The sequence below is a fragment of the Rhizobium sp. R693 genome (assembly GCF_002211315.1).
In the GTDB taxonomy this organism is placed as follows: domain Bacteria; phylum Pseudomonadota; class Alphaproteobacteria; order Rhizobiales; family Rhizobiaceae; genus Rhizobium.
Genome location: NZ_LOKY01000045.1, coordinates 318597 through 336140 on the forward strand (window position 1 = coordinate 318597; position 17544 = coordinate 336140).

The 17544-nt window shown below is 61.1% G+C and carries 18 protein-coding genes; 9 read left to right on the forward strand and 9 right to left on the reverse strand.

Going from position 1 to position 17544, the window contains the following annotated elements:
• Positions 1-103 precede the first annotated feature (103 nt).
• The 6 genes from ATY79_RS24410 (at position 104) to ATY79_RS24435 (ending at position 4699) form a co-directional block, all read left to right on the forward strand.
• Positions 104-487, forward strand: a complete 384-nt coding sequence (locus ATY79_RS24410) for a DUF983 domain-containing protein (RefSeq protein WP_088694526.1) — start codon at positions 104-106, stop codon at positions 485-487.
• Positions 480-1229 (forward strand): SURF1 family protein, encoded by a 750-nt coding sequence (locus tag ATY79_RS24415; RefSeq protein WP_088694525.1) that lies wholly within the window; start codon positions 480-482, stop codon positions 1227-1229. Before ATY79_RS24410 ends, ATY79_RS24415 begins: the two co-directional genes overlap by 8 nt.
• Positions 1230-1291: 62 nt before the next feature.
• A complete protein-coding gene (ispH, locus tag ATY79_RS24420) occupies positions 1292-2293 on the forward strand; it encodes a 4-hydroxy-3-methylbut-2-enyl diphosphate reductase (protein WP_088694524.1) in 1002 nt (333 codons plus the stop codon).
• A gap of 109 nt (positions 2294-2402) precedes the next feature.
• Complete coding sequence (locus ATY79_RS24425; protein ID WP_088705116.1) at positions 2403-3368, forward strand: homoserine kinase; 966 nt, start codon at positions 2403-2405, stop codon at positions 3366-3368.
• The gene (gene rnhA, locus ATY79_RS24430) at positions 3365-3805 is read left to right on the forward strand and encodes a ribonuclease HI (RefSeq protein WP_088694522.1); all 441 of its coding nucleotides are present in this window, start codon (positions 3365-3367) and stop codon (positions 3803-3805) included. Before ATY79_RS24425 ends, rnhA begins: the two co-directional genes overlap by 4 nt.
• Before the next feature lie 90 nt (positions 3806-3895).
• The gene (locus ATY79_RS24435) at positions 3896-4699 is read left to right on the forward strand and encodes an endonuclease/exonuclease/phosphatase family protein (RefSeq protein WP_088705117.1); all 804 of its coding nucleotides are present in this window, start codon (positions 3896-3898) and stop codon (positions 4697-4699) included.
• A gap of 71 nt (positions 4700-4770) precedes the next feature.
• Here ATY79_RS24435 and fdhA read toward each other — a convergent pair whose 3' ends face one another.
• On the reverse strand, positions 4771-5961 hold the full coding sequence (fdhA, locus tag ATY79_RS24440; RefSeq protein WP_088694520.1) for a formaldehyde dehydrogenase, glutathione-independent: 1191 nt from the start codon (positions 5959-5961) through the stop codon (positions 4771-4773).
• Between the two features lie 237 nt (positions 5962-6198).
• Between fdhA and ATY79_RS24445 the strand changes: the two genes are divergently transcribed.
• The gene (locus tag ATY79_RS24445; RefSeq protein ID WP_088705118.1) at positions 6199-6507 is read left to right on the forward strand and encodes a Dabb family protein; all 309 of its coding nucleotides are present in this window, start codon (positions 6199-6201) and stop codon (positions 6505-6507) included.
• 37 nt (positions 6508-6544) lie between these two features.
• On the opposite strand, the gene ATY79_RS24450 is transcribed toward ATY79_RS24445, so the two are convergent.
• From ATY79_RS24450 to ATY79_RS24470, 5 genes are all read right to left on the reverse strand, one after another.
• On the reverse strand, positions 6545-7444 hold the full coding sequence (locus ATY79_RS24450; RefSeq protein WP_088705119.1) for a zinc ABC transporter substrate-binding protein: 900 nt from the start codon (positions 7442-7444) through the stop codon (positions 6545-6547).
• A gap of 17 nt (positions 7445-7461) precedes the next feature.
• Positions 7462-8334 (reverse strand): metal ABC transporter permease, encoded by an 873-nt coding sequence (locus ATY79_RS24455; RefSeq protein WP_088705120.1) that lies wholly within the window; start codon positions 8332-8334, stop codon positions 7462-7464.
• Positions 8331-9071 carry an ABC transporter ATP-binding protein gene (locus tag ATY79_RS24460; protein WP_088705121.1) on the reverse strand — a complete coding sequence of 247 codons (741 nt, stop codon included), beginning with the start codon at positions 9069-9071 and terminating at the stop codon, positions 8331-8333. The genes ATY79_RS24455 and ATY79_RS24460 overlap by 4 nt, the downstream gene beginning before the upstream one ends.
• Positions 9072-9327: 256 nt before the next feature.
• A complete protein-coding gene (locus ATY79_RS24465) occupies positions 9328-9813 on the reverse strand; it encodes a peroxiredoxin (RefSeq protein WP_088694703.1) in 486 nt (161 codons plus the stop codon).
• A 62-nt stretch (positions 9814-9875) separates the two neighbouring features.
• Complete coding sequence (locus tag ATY79_RS24470; protein WP_088705122.1) at positions 9876-10712, reverse strand: protein-disulfide reductase DsbD domain-containing protein; 837 nt, start codon at positions 10710-10712, stop codon at positions 9876-9878.
• Positions 10713-10851: 139 nt separating this feature from the next.
• Between ATY79_RS24470 and ATY79_RS24475 the strand changes: the two genes are divergently transcribed.
• Both ATY79_RS24475 and ATY79_RS24480 read left to right on the forward strand, forming a co-directional pair.
• Positions 10852-11457 (forward strand): YqgE/AlgH family protein, encoded by a 606-nt coding sequence (locus ATY79_RS24475; protein ID WP_088694514.1) that lies wholly within the window; start codon positions 10852-10854, stop codon positions 11455-11457.
• A gap of 121 nt (positions 11458-11578) precedes the next feature.
• On the forward strand, positions 11579-12676 hold the full coding sequence (locus ATY79_RS24480) for a putative zinc-binding metallopeptidase (protein WP_088694513.1): 1098 nt from the start codon (positions 11579-11581) through the stop codon (positions 12674-12676).
• Here ATY79_RS24480 and ATY79_RS24485 read toward each other — a convergent pair.
• The 3 genes from ATY79_RS24485 to ATY79_RS24495 are packed head-to-tail and all read right to left on the reverse strand — an operon-like array spanning position 12673 to position 17524.
• On the reverse strand, positions 12673-15585 hold the full coding sequence (locus ATY79_RS24485) for a sensor domain-containing phosphodiesterase (protein ID WP_088694512.1): 2913 nt from the start codon (positions 15583-15585) through the stop codon (positions 12673-12675). The genes ATY79_RS24480 and ATY79_RS24485 overlap by 4 nt on opposite strands.
• Positions 15582-16196 (reverse strand): GNAT family protein, encoded by a 615-nt coding sequence (locus ATY79_RS24490; protein WP_088694511.1) that lies wholly within the window; start codon positions 16194-16196, stop codon positions 15582-15584. Before ATY79_RS24490 ends, ATY79_RS24485 begins: the two co-directional genes overlap by 4 nt.
• Positions 16197-16225: 29 nt before the next feature.
• Positions 16226-17524: a pitrilysin family protein gene (locus ATY79_RS24495; RefSeq protein ID WP_088705123.1), complete on the reverse strand. Its 1299-nt coding sequence runs from the start codon at positions 17522-17524 to the stop codon at positions 16226-16228.
• Positions 17525-17544 lie beyond the last annotated feature (20 nt).

The following is a 17544-nucleotide window of genomic DNA, read 5'->3' on the forward strand; positions in this document are numbered from 1 at the left end:
CGCTGAGGCGAAAGAGCGCAGGTATTTCCTTTCCCTCTGCGAATACTTTATGGGTGAGTTAAGGCAGAGGCCCTGGTTGGCCATAGGCAATTGGAAGGATGGCATGAACGAGGACAGCGCACATTTCCCGCCGGTCGATCCGGTGAAGACAGGCATTAAGGGATGCTGCCCACGCTGCGGCCAGGGAAAGCTCTTCAACGGCTTGTTGGCGCTGAGGCCGCGCTGCTCGGCCTGTGGTCTCGATTACGCCTTTGCCGATGCCGGCGACGGTCCCGCGGTCTTCGTGATTCTGATTGTCGGCTTCATCATCATCGGCTCGGTGCTGTGGCTTGAGGTCAACTACGCGCCGCCGATCTGGCTGCACATTCTGCTGTTCGGCCCTCTGACCGTCATTCTCTCCCTGTTTGCCCTGCGCTGGTGCAAGGGGATCCTGATCGCGATGCAGTATCGCCATAACGCCAGCGAGGGGCGCATCTCTCGTGACTGAAGTTCATGTTTCGGCGTCTCGCCGGAAGCGGTCGATCCTCACCGGAACGGCGGTGCTGATCGCATTGGCGATTCTTCTCTCGCTCGGTACCTGGCAGGTCGAGCGGCTGCATTGGAAAGAAAAGCTGCTCGCCGACATCGCCGAGCGCCGGCAGGCGCCGCCGGCATCGCTTGCCGATATCGAAGGCATGGCATCGAAAAGCGAGGACGTCGACTATCGTCACATCACGGTCACCGGCGAATACGTCAACAGCAAGGAGCGGCACTTCTTCGCGACCTGGCATGGCCAGACAGGCTTCTATGTCTACACCCCGCTGCAGCTTGCCGACGGCCGCTATCTCTTCGTCAACAGAGGTTTCGTTCCCTATGAGAACAAGGAACCGGAAATGCGCATGCAGGGGCAGCTGACCGATCAGCAGACGGTCACCGGTCTCGCCCGCGCAAAACTGGCAGGCAAGCCATCCTGGGTCGTGCCCGACAATGATGTAGCGAAGAACATCTTCTACTGGAAGGACCTCGATGTGATGGCCTCCAGTGTCGGGCTCGACCAGGCTCAAGTCGTTCCCTTCTTCGTGGACGCGGACGATACCCCCAATCCGAAGGGGCTGCCGATCGGCGGTGTCACCGATGTCGATCTGCCCAACAACCATCTGCAATATGCCTTCACATGGTATGGGCTTGCGGCAACGCTCGTGATCATCGTTGTGGTCGCCCGTTTCCGTAAGCGGGGGCCGGCGCAATAGTATCGCTTCAATTCTTGCCTATATTGGGCTAGAGAGCGCTATCTTCACACACCGGAACAGACATGAATATTGCGGCGAAACCACCCTTGACGATCAGGCTCTGCGGACCGCGCGGCTTTTGCGCCGGCGTCGACCGCGCCATCCAGATCGTCGTGCTGGCGCTGAAATCCTACGGGGCGCCGGTCTATGTCCGCCATGAAATCGTCCACAATCGCTATGTGGTCGAAGGCCTCGAAGCCAAGGGCGCAGTCTTCGTCGAGGAGCTCGACGAGATCCCGGAAGAGCATCGTGCCCAGCCGGTCGTCTTCTCCGCTCACGGCGTTCCGAAATCCGTGCCTGAAGATGCGAGCGCTCGCAATCTCTTCTACCTCGACGCCACGTGTCCGCTGGTGTCGAAAGTCCACAAGCAGGCGATGCGCCACAGCCGGCTCGGCCGTCATGTCGTGCTCATCGGTCATGCCGGTCACCCTGAAGTCATCGGCACGATGGGTCAGTTGCCGGAGGGCTCTGTCTCCCTCATCGAGACGGTCGAGGACGCCGACGCCTATCAGCCCGTCGATCCCGATAATCTCGGCTACGTGACGCAGACGACGCTGTCGGTGGACGACACGGCCGGCGTCATCGCGCGCCTGCAGGAGCGCTTTCCCAATCTGACGGCGCCAGCCGCCGACTCGATCTGTTATGCGACCACCAACCGTCAGGAAGTGGTCAAGCAGGCTGCTCCCGGCTGCGATCTCTTCATCATCGTCGGAGCGCCGAACTCGTCGAATTCCAAGCGACTGGTCGAGGTGGCGCTGCGGGCAGGGGCCAAGAAGTCGCTCCTCGTGCAACGCGCCTCGGAACTTGATTGGGATGAGATCGGTCAGATCTCCACGCTTGGACTTTCCGCCGGTGCATCGGCGCCGGAGGTGATCGTCAACGAAATTATCGAGGCCTTCCGCGCTCGCTTCGACGCCAAGGTCGAGCTCGCCGAGACGGTTCAGGAAAACGAGCATTTCCTCGTCAACCGCGAACTGCGCAACATAGAGCTGACGACGGCAGACATGGCATTCGTAAACGGGTAAACCGCAATTCCGCTTTGCGGGAGCAACCGTCGAGGGGACGATTGCGGCGGCCACTGGCGCCCGGGTAGGCGCAGTCTTCAATTGATCAAACATTTTCGCGGGACGTAAATTGGCAGTCTACACCGATATTTCCGAAGACGATTTGAAGTGGTTCCTGACGGAGTACGATGCCGGGACTTTGCTTTCCTACAAAGGCATTGCGGAAGGCGTCGAGAACTCGAACTTCCTGCTGCACACCACCAAGGACCCGCTGATCCTCACCCTTTACGAGAAGCGCGTCGAGAAGAACGATCTGCCGTTCTTCCTGGGGCTGATGCAGCATCTGGCGGCCCGCGGCCTGTCCTGCCCACTGCCGCTGCCGCGTAAGGACGGGGCCTTGCTAGGCACGCTGTCCGATCGTCCGGCAGCTTTGATCTCCTTCCTGGAAGGCATGTGGCTGCGCAAGCCCGAAGCCAAGCATTGCCGTGAGGTGGGCAAGGCGCTCGCCCAGATGCATGTTGCCGGCGAAGGCTTCGAGCTGAAGCGTCCCAATGCGCTGTCCGTCGATGGCTGGAAGGTGCTTTGGGAGAAGTCCGAGGCTCGCGCCGATGAGGTGGAGAAGGGACTGCAGAAAGAGATCCGCACGGAGCTCGATTTCCTCGCCGCCCATTGGCCGAAGGATCTGCCTGATGGCGTCATCCACGCCGATCTGTTCCCGGACAACGTCTTTTTCCTCGGTGACGAACTGTCCGGCCTGATAGATTTCTATTTCGCCTGCAACGACCTGCTTGCCTATGACGTTTCGATCATCCTGAACGCCTGGTGCTTCGAGAAGGACGGCGCCTACAACATCACCAAGGGCATGGCGATGCTGGAGGGCTACCAGAGTGTCCGGCCTCTCAGTGATGCCGAACTGACAGCGCTCCCAATCCTCTCGCGGGGTTCGGCGCTGCGCTTCTTCCTGACGCGCCTCTACGATTGGCTGACGACGCCGGAGGGCGCGCTGGTCACCAAGAAGGACCCGCTCGAATATCTGCGCAAGCTGCGCTTCCACCGGCAGATCGGCTCAGCCGCCGAATATGGGCTTGCGGTATGAAGCACGTCGATATCTTCACGGACGGCGCCTGCTCGGGCAATCCCGGCCCCGGCGGCTGGGGGGCAGTGCTGCGCTACGGCGAGGCGGAAAAGGAACTCTTCGGCGGCGAGCCCGAAACCACCAACAACCGTATGGAGCTGCTGGCGGCGATCTCCGCCTTGACGGCGCTGAAGACGCCCTGCGAAGTCGACCTCTACACGGACAGCGTCTACGTCAAGGACGGCATCTCCAAATGGATTTTCGGTTGGAAAAAGAACGGCTGGAAGACCGCGGACAAGAAGCCGGTGAAGAACGCGGAGCTCTGGCAGGCGCTTGAGGAAGCCCGAAACAAGCACAAGGTGACTCTGCACTGGGTCAAGGGCCACGCCGGCCATCCTGAAAACGAGCGCGCCGACGAACTCGCCCGCAAGGGAATGGAGCCGTTCAAGAAGCGCTAGAGCTTGTCGCTCGGAATGTCGCAGAAACACGGACATCGAGCGTTTCCCTGAATCTGCAAGGAAGCGCTTGGCGCAGACCGGAGGGATGTCATGCGGATTGTCTCGTTGAATGCATGGGGCGGAAAGCTGCATGCGCCCCTCATTCCCTACCTCGCCGGGATCGACGCGGATGTTCTCTGCCTGCAGGAGATCACCCGCTCGGTGACCGTTTCCAATGACTGGCTGGTATACCGCGACGGCAGCCACATCCTGCCGCAGCGCGCCAATCTGTTTTCCGAGATCAAGGCGGTCCTTCCCGCCTATGACGCCTTCTTCGCGCCGACCGCGCGGGGCGAACTATTTGAAGGCGGGACCTCTGTCATGTCGGAATTCGGTCTTGCGACCTTCGTGCGCCCATCTCACCCGATTATCGGCCAGGCCATGGATTTCGTGCATGGCGACTTCTCGGCTGATGGCTATGGCGCGCACCCCCGTGCGCGCAATACGCAGTGCCTTCGCCTGTTCGATTATCGCGCCAATCGCCCGATCACCATCGCCCAGCTGCACGGTCTGCGCGACCTTGCCGGGAAGGGAGACACACCAGCGCGTCGCGGGCAGGCGGATGCCTTGGTCGCTCTCATCCGCCGCATATGGCGCGAGGGCGAGCCGCTCGTCGTCTGCGGCGACTTCAACGTGCTCCCCGACAGTGAAATGTTTGGAGCGCTTGCCGAACTCGGTCTTACCGACCTCGTGACCTCGCGCGGCCACACGGATACGCGGACCTCGCACTACGCGAAGGAAGGCCGCTACGCGGACTATATGCTGGTCACATCGAACATCAATGTCGCAGCGTTCGACGTCGTTGAAGAGCCCGAGGTTTCCGATCATCGGGCGCTATTGCTGGAGATTTCGTAGGGGAGAGCACTGCCGGATGGCGCAGCGGTGCAGGTGGCATCCGCTGCGCCGAGCCTTGGGAGGCTTGTCGACTATGCTACCTTGGCGACTTCGCCATGCGGGTCGAGGACGAACTTCGTGGCCGCGCCGTGGTCGAAGCTTTCATAGCCCTGCACCGCGTCTTCCAGCGGAATGACCTTGGCGTTGACGATATCGGCAATCGGCAGCCGGTCGTGCAGGATCGCCTGCATGAGCTGGCGGTTATACTTCAGCACCGGCGTCTGACCCGTGTGGAAGGACTGCGCCTTTGCCCAGCCGAGACCGAAGCGAAGCGACAGGTTGCCATGCTTGGCGGCATTGTCGACCGCACCCGGGTCTTCGGTCACGTAGAGGCCCGGAATGCCGATCGAGCCCGCCGCGCGGGTGATCTCCATCATCTGGTTCAGAACGATCGCCGGCTGCTCGCCGCCGCTATGGCCGCGCGCTTCGAAGCCGACGGCGTCGATTGCGCTGTCCACTTCGTTGCTGCCGGTCACCTGCGCGATCATGTCGCCGAGCCGGTCGCTCTTCGACAGGTCGATCGGCTCGAAGCCGACCTTGGCGGCATGGGCAAGGCGATCCTTGTTGAAGTCGCCGATCATCACCACCGCAGCGCCGAGGATGCGGGCGGATGCAGCCGCTGCAAGCCCGACCGGGCCGGCACCGGCGACATAGACGGTAGATCCGACGCCGACACCGGCGCGCACCGCGCCATGGAAGCCGGTCGGCAGGATGTCGGAGAGCATGGTCAGATCGCGGATCTTCTCCATGGCGCGGTCGCGATCGGGGAATTTCAGCAAATTGAAATCGGCATAGGGAATGGTCACGTAACGCGCCTGGCCGCCGATCCAGCCGCCCATGTCGACATAGCCGTAGGCACCGCCGGCGCGCGACGGGTTGACCGTCAGGCAGACGCCGGTGTCCTGCGATTTGCAGCAGCGGCAGCGGCCGCAGGCGACGTTGAACGGCACGGAGACGATATCACCGATCTGAAGCATCTCGACATCGACGCCCTTCTCGATCACCTCGCCGGTGATTTCGTGGCCGAGGACGAGGCCGGGCATCGCCGTCGTGCGGCCCCGAACCATATGCTGGTCCGATCCGCAGATGTTGGTGGAGATCACTTTCAGGATGACGCCGTGTTCGATCTTGCGGCCGTCGGGGGCCTCGAGTTTCGGATCGTCGATGTCGTGGATTTCGACCTTGCCGGGCCGCATGTAGACGACGCCTCGGTTCTTGCTCATTTTCATCTCCTCCGTTGAAAATGCTGTCGACCGTCCTTGGCTCCTCAACCTGATCCGGCCGTTGACAACAGACTAAAGAAGAATGGCCACAGCGTTGTTCCGATTGCGACGGTTTGAGGGGTCGAAATGGCCGTCGGGCATTGACTGCCAGCTTTCCTGTTGAGAGCGGCCTTTGTTGTTGCCCGGCCCACGCTTCCCTCTCTATGCTTGCAGCCAATGTCATTGGGAGGATGCCATATGATCCTGCACTGCGTACTGATGCGGCTGAAGGCCGCGATGACGGTCGAAGAGAAGCAGTCCTTGTTCGAAGCGATCGTCGCGCTGAAGCAGGTGATCCCCGGCATCATCGACATCAAATACGGCCCGAACGTCTCGCCGGAGGGGCTGCACGCCGGTTATGTCGACGGTTTTGCCGTGACCTTTGAAAGCGCCGAAGCGCGCGATGCCTACCTCGTGCATCCGGAGCATGTGGGCGTCGGCGAGCGCATTGTCTCCTCGACGGATGGTGGTCTGGGTGGCCTGATCGTGTTCGATCTCAATTATTGAGGCTGGGCCGCACCATTGCGCGACCCAGCCGTCGTCGTCAGCTGGCTTTCGCCATCGCCGCCACAAGCTGGTCGACGTTGTAGCGGAACATCTTCTCGTAGGTCGATGCTGGCCCCTTGGCGTCGGAAAGAGACTCGACGTAGAGTTCGCCGCCGGGTTCTGCACCCGTCGCGTTCGCGATCTGCCTGACGAGGCGCGGATCGTTGGAGTTCTCGAAGAAATACGTCTTCACGTGCTCGGTCTTGATCTGTTCGATCAGTTTGGCGACATCCGCGGCGGAGGCTTCGCTCTCTGTCGAAACGCCGATCGGGGCGAGGAACTTCACGCCATATTCACGACCGAAATAGCCGAACGCGTCGTGGCTGGTCAGCACCTTGCGATGGTCGGCAGCGATGGTATCGAGCTTCGAATGCGCATAGACATCGAGCGCGTCGAGATGCTTCAGATAGGTCTCGGCATTGGTCTTGAACGCCGCAGTATCGGCCGGAGCAGCCTTCGCAAGCGCCTGTTCGATGTTGGCAACCCAGACCTTGACGTTGACGGGACTGTTCCAGACATGCGGATCGGTGACCGTCTGCCCGTCCTCGTCCATCGTGCGGAACTCTATCCCTTCCGAGACGACGACGGGCTTTCCCTTGTAGCCTGAGGCGCTGATGAGGCGGTCCATCCAGCCCTCCAGCCCTTCGCCGCTGATGAAGGCGACCTGCGCCGCATTGAGGTTCCTTGCGTTGCTTGGCGACGGTTCAAACTCATGGGGATCGCCGTTCGGGCCAACGAGGCTTGTGACAGTCACGCGGTCACCGCCGACCTGGCGGACCACGTCGGCGAGAACGGTGAAAGATGCCACCACCTTGAGGGGCGCGGCAGATACGGACGTCGTCGAAAGCGCCACGAGCGCGGGGAGCATCACTGAGAAAAGCAGTCTGCGGGAAATCATGAGGGTCTCCGGGGTTGTCAGCCCTTCAGGTGCGGGCGAGGGAAATACCGCCGGGCGAGGCCCGACGGGGCGAGGAAGATCGAAAGGCCGTAAAGCAGTGCCGCCGTCATGATGATCGTCGGTCCGGAGGCGAGTCCGAGATGGTAGGAGGCAATGAGCCCGAGATAGCCGGAGGCAGTAGCGCTCGCGGCTGCGATCGCCATCATCGAAGGGAGACTACGCGACCAGAGCTGCGCGATCGCAGCCGGCAGCATCATCAGACCAACCGCCATCAACGTTCCCAATGCCTGGAAACTGGCGACCAGATTGAGCACGACCAGCAGCAGAAAGAGAAAATGATAGATCGGTCCGCGTCCGCCGATAGCCCTGAGGAAACCCGGATCGAAACACTCCGCGACCAGCGGTCGGTAGATGATCGCGAGGACTGTCAGTGTCACGGTGCTGATGACGCCGATCTCATAAAGGGCAGGAGCATCGATCGCGAGAATGGTGCCGAAGAGGACATGCAACAGGTCGACATTCGAGCCGCGCAAGGAAACGATGAGCACGCCGAGCGCCAGCGAGGAGAGGTAGAAGCTGGCGAAGCTCGCATCCTCCTGCAAGGATGTTACACGGCTGACCATGCCGGAGAGGAGTGCAACCGAAAGCCCGGCAACGAGCCCCCCGAGCCCCATCGCCGTCAAGGAGAGCGAACCGGCGACAAGATAGCCAATCGCAGCGCCAGGCAAAACGGCGTGGCTCATCGCGTCGCCGACGAGGCTCATTCGCCGCAGCATAAGGAAGACCCCGATCGGCCCGGAGCCAAGCCCAAGGCACAGGCAGGCGACGAGCGCGCGGCGCATGAAGCCATAATCCGCGAAAGGCGCGAGGAGGAGGTCGTAGGCGGTCATCTCGCTGGCTCGCAAATGCCGGCGCCTTCGTCCCACTGCTCGGCCATCGCTCGCGCTTTGCGGAGGTTCCCCGGGGACATGACATCCGCCGTTGCTCCCCAACCGACAACTTCGCGCGCAAGCAGGAGTGTCTGCGGAAAGTGGGCACGGACCTGCTCGAAATCGTGAAGGACTGTGAGGATCGTTCGTCCCTCGTGATGCCAATCCGCGACGATCTCCAAGAGATCCCCCGTCGTGCGACCATCGATGGCCGTGAACGGCTCGTCGAGAAGGATGACGCTCGCATCCTGCAGGAGCAGCCGGGCAAAGAGTACGCGCTGGAACTGCCCGGCTGACAGCGGTCCGATGCCGCGCCGATCAAAGCCTTCGAGGCCAACCATGGCGAGCGCGTCGCGCGCTTTCTGCCGCTCCGCCGATGAGATCTGTCCGAAAGCTCCGGACTGCCGCCAGGCTCCGAACAGAACCGTGTCGAGCACCGAGATCGGAAAGCGGCGGTTGATGTCGGCCGCTTGCGGCAGATAGCCGAAATCCGTGCGCCTCAATCGGTGCCTTATGGTGCCGGAGGATGGACGGAGTTCTCCGACGATCGCCTTCAGCAGGCTGGACTTGCCGGCTCCGTTTGGACCGGCGATTGCGGTAAGGCTTCCGACCGCAACGATTCCAGAAACATGATGCACGGCCGGATGCCGCTCATAGGCGACCGTCAGGTCTTCAAGCTCGATCGCAACGGCGCTCATGGCAGCAGCGTCGCCCAATGGATCGCTGCCCAGAGTGGGATGCCAATCAATGCGACGTAGAAAACACGACGGCCAGCAGAAAGCGCCATCAGGCCCCTAGAGTGTTGAAACTTCGAGAAATACATATCGCACCAAATGTAATAACATTACCGTTATGTTATAACAAATAAGGCAAAAACGTGGCGCGCTGCGAACTTAAACGTGGAAATAAAAAAGCGGCCGCATGGGCCGCTTCAGATGGTCGAGGTGTGAAGCCTTACAGCAGCTCCAGCATCCTGGCTGCCCCGGAAACCGTGGCCTGACCTGGGTTTTCTTCGACGTTCAGCGATTTCACGACGCCGTCTTCGACGAGCATGGAGTAGCGCTTCGATCGGACACCGAGACCGCCGGCCGATAGATCGGCATCGAGACCGAGCGCCTTGGTGAAGCTTGCGTCCCAATCAGCGAGGAAGTGGATCTTGCCCATGCCGCCGGAGGATTGGGCCCAGGCACCCATCACGTGCCAATCGTTGACGGCGACAACGGCGATATCATCGACGCCCTTGGAAAGGATCGAGTCGCGGTTTTCGAGGTAACCCGGTAGATGGTTCAGCGAGCAGGTGGGCGTGAACGCACCAGGGACCGCAAAGAGGACGACGCGCTTGCCGTTGAAAAGCTGCTCTGTCGAAATTTCGACCGGGCCATCCGCCGTCTTTTCCTTGAAAGTAGCCGCAGGAAGCTTGTCGCCGATTGCGATGGTCATGGACGTCTCCTTGTCATGAGGCGGCACAAATGCCGCGATTTCGGCGCGACTATAGAACGCGATCACTCAAAGGCAAGCGGGGTCTCGATAGCGCGCGAACCGTCGATGACGAGTGCGCTCCACGTCTTTCCATGGATGTCGTATGCCTTCGGCAGCTTGCCGACGGACAGCGTCGTCGTGAACTTGTTGCCGTCGCGATGGGTCGCCATTTGCTTGGTAAAGACGTGCCCGCTCGGGCCTGCGACGATCACCTTCGGCGCGCTCTCGCCGCTCTCCGGAAGGGTAATGCGGAGAGAAAGTTCCTTCATGTCGGCCGACAGCGTGTGGTCGTCCACCTTGAATGTAGACGAGGCGGTTTCCGGCAGAGCAGCCTCGGCATCCCGGAGGATCTTTTCCTCGTCAGGGCGCGAACTGGCCAACGGTTCAAAGGTCAGCGACAGCTCTGCCTGGAAGGGGATGCAGATTTCCTTGCAGATGCCGATAAAGGCGTTTGCCTTGAGTTCCCTGAGAGCCGGGTCTTTCGCCGTCAGTTGCAGCGGGAAGGTCACCGACGCGTCGTAAGCCACCTCATCGACCTTGTCGTCGGCAATGTGCTTCGGGATAGGAAAGCTCATCTTGTCGAACGAGACGCCTTCAGAAGAAAAACTGACTTGAGGCGGGATGCCGCTGTTCCCCGGCTCCCGCCAATAGGTAATCCAGCCTGGCTTCGGCTCGATCTGCAGTCCGGCGCGAATAGTCCCGCTTGCATCAGGTGGCAGCGCGATCAGCCGCATTCGACCGCCCTCGTTGTTGGCCCAGGCACTCATCTCCGCCCTGGCAGGATGAGAAAGCTGAACGACGGCCACGAGCAGGCAGAAAGCGGAACAGAATTGGCGGGTGACGCGTGAAATAGTTTGCATGGATCAACGCTCTATTGAAAATCCCCATGCCCGGCTAGAACTCGCCACCATTTTAGTTTTCATTTTCAGTTGATTGATCCGTGACATTGGCTCATGCTCATGGTGTCGGGGCCTCGTGCGGTCTGGCAGAGGAGGAATGATGTCCTTGGCGACCCTGAAAAACAAAAGAGAACGTGGCTTCTTCGATGGCCAGTTTCTCATTGCCATGCCGGGCATGGAGGATCGAAACTTCGCCCGCACGGTGATCTATATCTGCGCCCATTCGGATGCCGGCGCGATGGGGTTCGTGATCAACCGTCCGCAGAACCTGACCTTTACCGATGTTCTCCTGCATCTCGAAATGATCAAGGACGAGGAGGCCATCGTGCTTCCGCCGCATGCGCGCGATTGCCCGATCCAGACCGGCGGGCCGGTGGAAAGCGGCCGCGGCTTCGTCCTGCACTCCGACGACTATCTCTGCGATTCCAGCATTCCCGTCAGCGACGATATCTGCATGACGGCCACGCTCGACATTATCCGCGCGATTTCCAAGGGCAAGGGACCGAAGCGGGCCACCATGCTGCTCGGCTATGCCGGCTGGGGCGCGGGTCAACTGGAAGCTGAAGTCGGCAACAACGGCTGGCTCACATGCGCCGCGAATGAGGAGCTGATCTTCGATCGCAGCCTCGACGACAAGTACGAGCGCGCGCTGGCCACGATGGGCATCAATGCCGCCATGCTTTCGGCCGAGGCCGGCCACGCCTAATTGGCGGAACGATCTGCAAAAAAACGCGTTCTCTGCTGGCGCGGGCAACAAGCCACGGCTGGAAATTGCCCGCCGTCCATTTTGCATAGCGGGTCTGACCCTGTCATCGAGGAGGCGCGCGTTGAGGCTCTTTGCATGTGACAATTGCGACCAGGTTGTTCATTTCGACAATCGCCAGTGCGTCCGGTGCGGTCATCGCCTTGGCTTCCAGCCGAATGGCCTGCGCATGCATGCTGTTCAGCAGCAGGACGGGGATCTCTGGCAATACGCTGCTCAGCCGGACCTGGTACGCTTCTGCGCCAATGCCGGCCTCGACATCTGCAACTGGCTCGTAGAGGACGGCGACGCGGGTGATTACTGCGTCGCCTGCCGGCATAACCGGCTTGTGCCGAATTCAGCGACGCAGGATGGCGTGGACCGGTGGCGTCGCATCAGCCAGGCGCAACGACATCTCTTCTACTCGCTCTTGCGCTGGCGCCTGCCGCACCCGGACCGCACGCTGGATCCCGTAGGCGGCCTTGTTTTCGATTTCCTTGAAGATACAGTTCAGGATGACGGCAGCGTCGTCCCGGCGATAACGGGACACGAGGAGGGCCTGATCGCAATTCGGGCCGCCGAGGCCGACGACCTCACGCGCGAACAGGCGCGCACCTCGATGAACGAACCTTACCGGACGCTGCTCGGCCATTTCCGCCATGAGACGGGCCATTTTATCTGGAACCGCCTCGTGCGCGACAGGAACGCCTTCGATGAGTTCCGGGCAGTGTTCGGCGATGAGCGCCGGGATTACGGCGAAGCCCTTGCGCAGCACTACGAGAATGGCGCTCCGCTCGGCTGGCAGGAGAGTTTTGTCAGCGCTTATGCCAGCGCACATCCTTGGGAAGACTTCGCCGAATGCTTTGCTCACTATCTCCACATCGTCGACACGTTGGAGACTGCGCGAGCCTTCGGCGTTGCAATTGATCCCCGCGGTCACGAAGAGATGGCGGCAGAGGTCGATTTCGACCCCTACAGGGCAGCAAGTGCCGATCAGCTTGTCGACGAGTGGGTGCCGCTCAGCGTTGCGATCAACTCGATACAGCGCAGCATGGGGCAGCCCGATTCCTACCCATTCGTGCTGTCGGCGCCGGTGGTCGCCAAGCTCGAATACATGCATCGGCTGATAGCGGGAGCCGCTACGCCGCCACAGGGGCAGAATAGCTTGAGTCGGGTCGCTTAAGCGCGCTTCGTCAACGGGAAGCGTTCCTTCAGCAGCCGCAAGACGGACTCCGATGCCATTGGCGGTCCGAAGAGGTAACTCTGCCCGAAGGTGCAGCCCATCTTGGCAAGCTCGATCGCGTCCTCGTTGGACTCGATCCCCTCGGCAACCACCTTCATATCCAGTTCGCGCGCCATGGCGATCACCGAGCGAAGCACGGTCGCCTTCTTGTCACTCGCGTCGCACACCATCGTTTTGTCGAGCTTGATCGTGTCGAACGGGAAGCGCGTTAAATAGGCAAGCGACGAATAGCCGGTTCCGAAATCGTCCAACGCAAGGCCAAGGCCCATTTCCCGGAGCTTCTCGAGCACGAGGCGGGCCTGCTCCGGATTCTCCATGACCATGGACTCCGTCAGCTCGAGCTTCAAACGCGCAGGATCGCAATGGGTCTTCGCCAGAACCGAGCGGACGTCGTCGTAGAGCTCGTTATTGAGCAGCTGGGCGCTCGAAAGGTTGATCGAGACAAAGATCGGCAGCTCGCCGGTCTGGTTCTCCCAACCCATCAGGTCGTTTGTCGCCTGCTCCAGGGCAAAGAGACCGAGCATGTCGATGATGTCGGATGTCTCCGCGATCGGAATGAATTCCGAAGGCGGAATGCTGCCGCGTTTCGGATGCTCCCATCGCATCAGGGCTTCGAAGCCGGCAATCTCTACACTCTCCAGCCCTGCGATCGGCTGGTAGACCATCGACAGTTCCTTGCGCTCGATGGCACGACGCAGGTCGGACTCGAGCTGCAGCCGGTCGGCACCGAAATCGCGGAAGGCGGGTTGGAACGGTTCGACGCGATTGCCGCCAGCGCGCTTGGCTCGGTACATCGCAAGCTCCGCGTCGCTGAGCATACCGGCGGCGCTTTCCTGCTGATCGACGAAGGAGGCAAGCCCGATCGACGCCGTCAGGATGATCTCGCGATTGGCGAAATTGATCGGCACCATGATTGCCTTGCTGATCGCATCGGCAAAGTCGGCCACTTTCGTCGGATCGCGCTCGGAGGTCAGGATTAAACCGAACTGGTCGCCGGAAAGGCGTGCAAGCGTATCCTGCGGCTTGAGCAGCCGGCGCAGGCGGCGCGTGAGCGCGATCAGGATGTTGTCGCCGGCGGCGATCCCAAGCGTGTCGTTCACCAGCTTATAGCGGTCGATATCGATCACTATTACCGTCGGGCGCAGCGTCTCGCCACCGGGCGCCAATGCAAGCACGGCCTGTAGGCGATCAAGGAACAGCTGCCGGTTTGGCAAGCCGGTCAGATTGTCGTGCAGTGCGTCGTGCAGCAGCCGTTCGACCGAATTCTTCTGTTCGGTGACGTCGACGATCGTGCCGACGCAGCGAATGATCTCGCCGTTCGAGCCAAGCACCGGTCGGGCGCGGATGAGGAGCCAGTGGAAATGACCGTCTTCCGCGCGAATGCGGAACTCGTGGTTCAGTCGGCCACGGCGATGTTCGAGCAACACGTCGAGCGTCGCCCGGAAGCGGTCGCGATCGTCGGGATGGAGCCGCGGCAGCCAGTTGCGGGCAGCGCCATGCATCGTGCCGAGAGGAAGGCCGAGTTTAGCGGATACATCCGGGATCGTAACGACGCGGTCACGTGCCACGTCCCAGTCCCACACCATGTCGCCCGAGCCCGTCAACGCTAGCGATTGCCGTTCGAGGTCGGAGAACAGCCCCTGCTGGAACGCGCCGCCGGCAAAGGCGTGCTGCATGACGGTAAAGCCGATCAGCAGGACAATGAGAACGAGGCCGCCGCCGAGCGCCGGCTGGATGATGTCGTTGTCGAGCCGGCCGGTAATCGTCAGCCAGGCGCCGAAGATCCAGACGAGGATCAGCGCCCAGGCAGGCACCAGCAGGATCGCGCGGTCATAGCGATTGAGGCCGAGATAGACGATCAGCAGAAGGCCCATCGTCGCGGTCAGCGCAAAGGACAGACGCGCGATGCCGGCGGCGATTGCCGGATCGTAGATCGCGACGCCGAAGAGCAACGCCAGGCCGAGCACCCAGGCGAGCGTCAGGTAGCCGAGATGCGTGTGCCATCGGTTGAGATTGAGGTAAGTGAACAGGAATATGACGAAGCTGGAGGCAAGCGCGACCTCGGCACAGGCGCGCCATATGCGCTGATCGGTCGAAGCGATGCTGATGAGTTTGCCGAGAAAGCCGAAGTCGACGCAGATATAGCCAAGCACCGCCCAGGCAAGCGCGGCCGTTGCCGGCAGCATCGACGTGCCCTTGACCACGAACAGGATCGTCAGGAACACCGCAAGCAGGCCGGCAATGCCGAGTACGATGCCGCGGTAAAGCGTGAACGCGTTGATTGTGTCCTTATAGGCGTCGGGTTCCCAGAGATAGATCTGCGGCAATTCCGGCGTCGTCAGCTCCGCGACGAAGGTGATGACAGCGCCGGGGTTGAGCGTGATGCGGAAGACATCCGCCTCGTCGCTCGGCTGCCGGTCGAGTGCAAAGCCTTCGCTCGGCGTGATCGCGATAATGCGCTGCGAGCCGAGGTCTGGCCAGAACAGCTTGGAATTCACGAGGCGGAAATGGGGCGCCACGATCACGCGCTCGAGTTGCTCGTCGGAGACGTTGGCGAGCGCGAAGACTGCCCAATCGCCCTGGTGGTTTTCGGAGCTGGCACGTACCTCAATACGGCGGCGAATGCCATCGGCGCCGGCAGCGGTAGAAACCTGAAAGGCTTCACCCTGGTTGGCGTAGATTTCCGTGGTGGCAGTCAGATCGAGCGCAGTATCGTCGCGTGAGATCTTGACCGGTTCGGCTGCCTGAACATGACCTGGCGCTAGCATGAAGGCCGACAGCAAGAGAGCTGCGATCACCGCGATCAATTGTCCGGCCGGTGATGAGAGCAGCATGCGATTGTTAGTCATCGGCTGTCGGTTATCCTGCCTTTATCCGTGTCCGTGGCGAGCAATGAGAACATCACGTGGTCGTGCCACTGACCGTTGATTTTCAAGTATCCGCGCAGATAGCCTTCCCGCTGAAACCCGGCTTTTTCAAGCAGGCGGATGCTCCGAGCATTGTCTGGAATACAGGCTGCTTCGATACGGTGCAACTCAAGCCCTGTGAAGATGTAGGGTATAACCAATTGAAGTGCGGCGAACATATGGCCCTGACCGGCATAGGCCTCGCCCATCCAGTAGCCGATCATGCAGCTTTGTGCCGCCCCGCGCCTGATGTAGCCGATCGTAATGCCGCCGAGCAGCGTTGTGTTCTGCTTGTGGAACAGAAAGAGCGGGATTGCCTGGCCCGAGGCATACTCCTGCTTGCCGCGGATGACGCGGGCGCGGTAGGCGCCCTCCGTCAATTCATCACGACGCCATGTAGGCTCCCAGGGTTCCAGGAACTGCCGGCTGGCCGCCCGCAGCTTGTGCCACTGGTTGAAGTCCTGGTAGCGCGGCAGGCGCAGCACATAGTGCTCGTTCTCGAGCTCCACCGAATCCGGCTGTCGCGACAGGAACCGAAAAACCGATTTTGGCATCGATCACTCCCCGCAGGATGGACGTGGGATCAGACGAGGGCCTGTTTGCCCTGGTGATCGGGCGAGGAAAGAGACGCGGCGATGTCTTCCATTGGCGCCAGATGCTCGAGCGGGCCGATGGCTGAGAGGGTCGGCACCGTATCGAAGAACAGGCGTCCGGCAAGATCCGTCAGGCGGTCGACCGTGATGCCCTCGAGCCGTTCCATCATCTCCTGGTTGGAGATAGGGCGGCCGTAAAGCATCATCTGCCTTGCGATCTGACCGGCGCGGGCGGCGGGGCTTTCCTGGCCCATCAGCAGTTGCGCGCGGATCTGGGCGCGGGCGCGTTCGATTTCTTTCTGCTCGATCGTCGCCGCCGACTTGTGCAGTTCGTCGATGATAACCGGCACCAGCTCCGGCAGGTTCTCGCCACCGGTCGCGGCGTGGATGCCGAAGATGCCGGTATCGGAGAAGCCCCAGTGGAAGGCGTAGATCGAGTAGCAGAGGCCGCGGATCTCGCGCACTTCCTGGAACAGGCGGGACGACATGCCGCCGCCGAGGATGTTGGCGAGGATCTGCGAACAGTAGAAGTCGCGGGCGTGATAGGCCTTGCCTTCGAAACCAAGCAGGATCTGGGCGTCCATCAGGTCGCGCGTTTCGCGGATATTGCCGCCGATATATTTCGCCGGTTCCATAACGGGCGTTGCCGATGGCGCGGTGGGAAGGCTCGCAAAACGCTCTTCGACCATACGGACGAACTCGCCGTGCTCTACGGCGCCGGTCGCAACGACAAACATCCGGTCGGTCGTGTAATTGCGGCTAAGATAGCCGCGGATCTGTTGCGGCGTGAACGACACCACGGTCTGCGGCGTGCCGAGGATCGCCCGTCCGAGAGTCTGGTCGCGATAGGCCGTTTCGGAAAACTTGTCGAAAACGACGTCGTCAGGCGTGTCGTTTGCCGCGTTGATTTCCTGCAGGATAACCTGCTTCTCACGCTCGAGTTCTTCCTCCTCGAAAGCTGACTCCGTCAGGATATCGGCCAGAATATCGACAGCGAGCGGGACATGGTCCTTGAGAACGCGAGCATAGTAGGAGGTCGTTTCCGTCGATGTCGCGGCATTGACCTCGCCGCCGACATCCTCGATCTCTTCGGCGATTTCACGCGCGCTGCGACGTGCCGTGCCCTTGAAGGCCATGTGCTCGAGCAGGTGAGCGATGCCATGCTCGTCTGTCGTCTCGTTGCGCGACCCCGATTTGATCCAAACTCCCAGCGCAACGCTTTCCAGATGCGGCATGGTCTGTGTGACTACTGTCAGCCCGGATTTGAGCCGGGTGCACTCAACTGTCATTGGCTATCTTTCTGCGCCTG

Bases quoted from the DNA above. Each gene is read 5' to 3' on its own strand.
- ATY79_RS24410 (WP_088694526.1), top strand. From the start codon at position 104: ATGAACGAGGACAGCGCACATTTCCCGCCGGTCGATCCGGTGAAGACA.
- ispH (WP_088694524.1), top strand. From the start codon at position 1,292: ATGAATATTGCGGCGAAACCACCCTTGACGATCAGGCTCTGCGGACCG.
- rnhA (WP_088694522.1), top strand. From the start codon at position 3,365: ATGAAGCACGTCGATATCTTCACGGACGGCGCCTGCTCGGGCAATCCC.
- ATY79_RS24435 (WP_088705117.1), top strand. From the start codon at position 3,896: ATGCGGATTGTCTCGTTGAATGCATGGGGCGGAAAGCTGCATGCGCCC.
- fdhA (WP_088694520.1), bottom strand. From the start codon at position 5,961: ATGAGCAAGAACCGAGGCGTCGTCTACATGCGGCCCGGCAAGGTCGAA.
- ATY79_RS24445 (WP_088705118.1), top strand. From the start codon at position 6,199: ATGATCCTGCACTGCGTACTGATGCGGCTGAAGGCCGCGATGACGGTC.
- ATY79_RS24450 (WP_088705119.1), bottom strand. From the start codon at position 7,444: ATGATTTCCCGCAGACTGCTTTTCTCAGTGATGCTCCCCGCGCTCGTG.
- ATY79_RS24455 (WP_088705120.1), bottom strand. From the start codon at position 8,334: ATGACCGCCTACGACCTCCTCCTCGCGCCTTTCGCGGATTATGGCTTC.
- ATY79_RS24460 (WP_088705121.1), bottom strand. From the start codon at position 9,071: ATGAGCGCCGTTGCGATCGAGCTTGAAGACCTGACGGTCGCCTATGAG.
- ATY79_RS24465 (WP_088694703.1), bottom strand. From the start codon at position 9,813: ATGACCATCGCAATCGGCGACAAGCTTCCTGCGGCTACTTTCAAGGAA.
- ATY79_RS24470 (WP_088705122.1), bottom strand. From the start codon at position 10,712: ATGCAAACTATTTCACGCGTCACCCGCCAATTCTGTTCCGCTTTCTGC.
- ATY79_RS24475 (WP_088694514.1), top strand. From the start codon at position 10,852: ATGTCCTTGGCGACCCTGAAAAACAAAAGAGAACGTGGCTTCTTCGAT.
- ATY79_RS24485 (WP_088694512.1), bottom strand. From the start codon at position 15,585: ATGACTAACAATCGCATGCTGCTCTCATCACCGGCCGGACAATTGATC.
- ATY79_RS24490 (WP_088694511.1), bottom strand. From the start codon at position 16,196: ATGCCAAAATCGGTTTTTCGGTTCCTGTCGCGACAGCCGGATTCGGTG.
- ATY79_RS24495 (WP_088705123.1), bottom strand. From the start codon at position 17,524: ATGACAGTTGAGTGCACCCGGCTCAAATCCGGGCTGACAGTAGTCACA.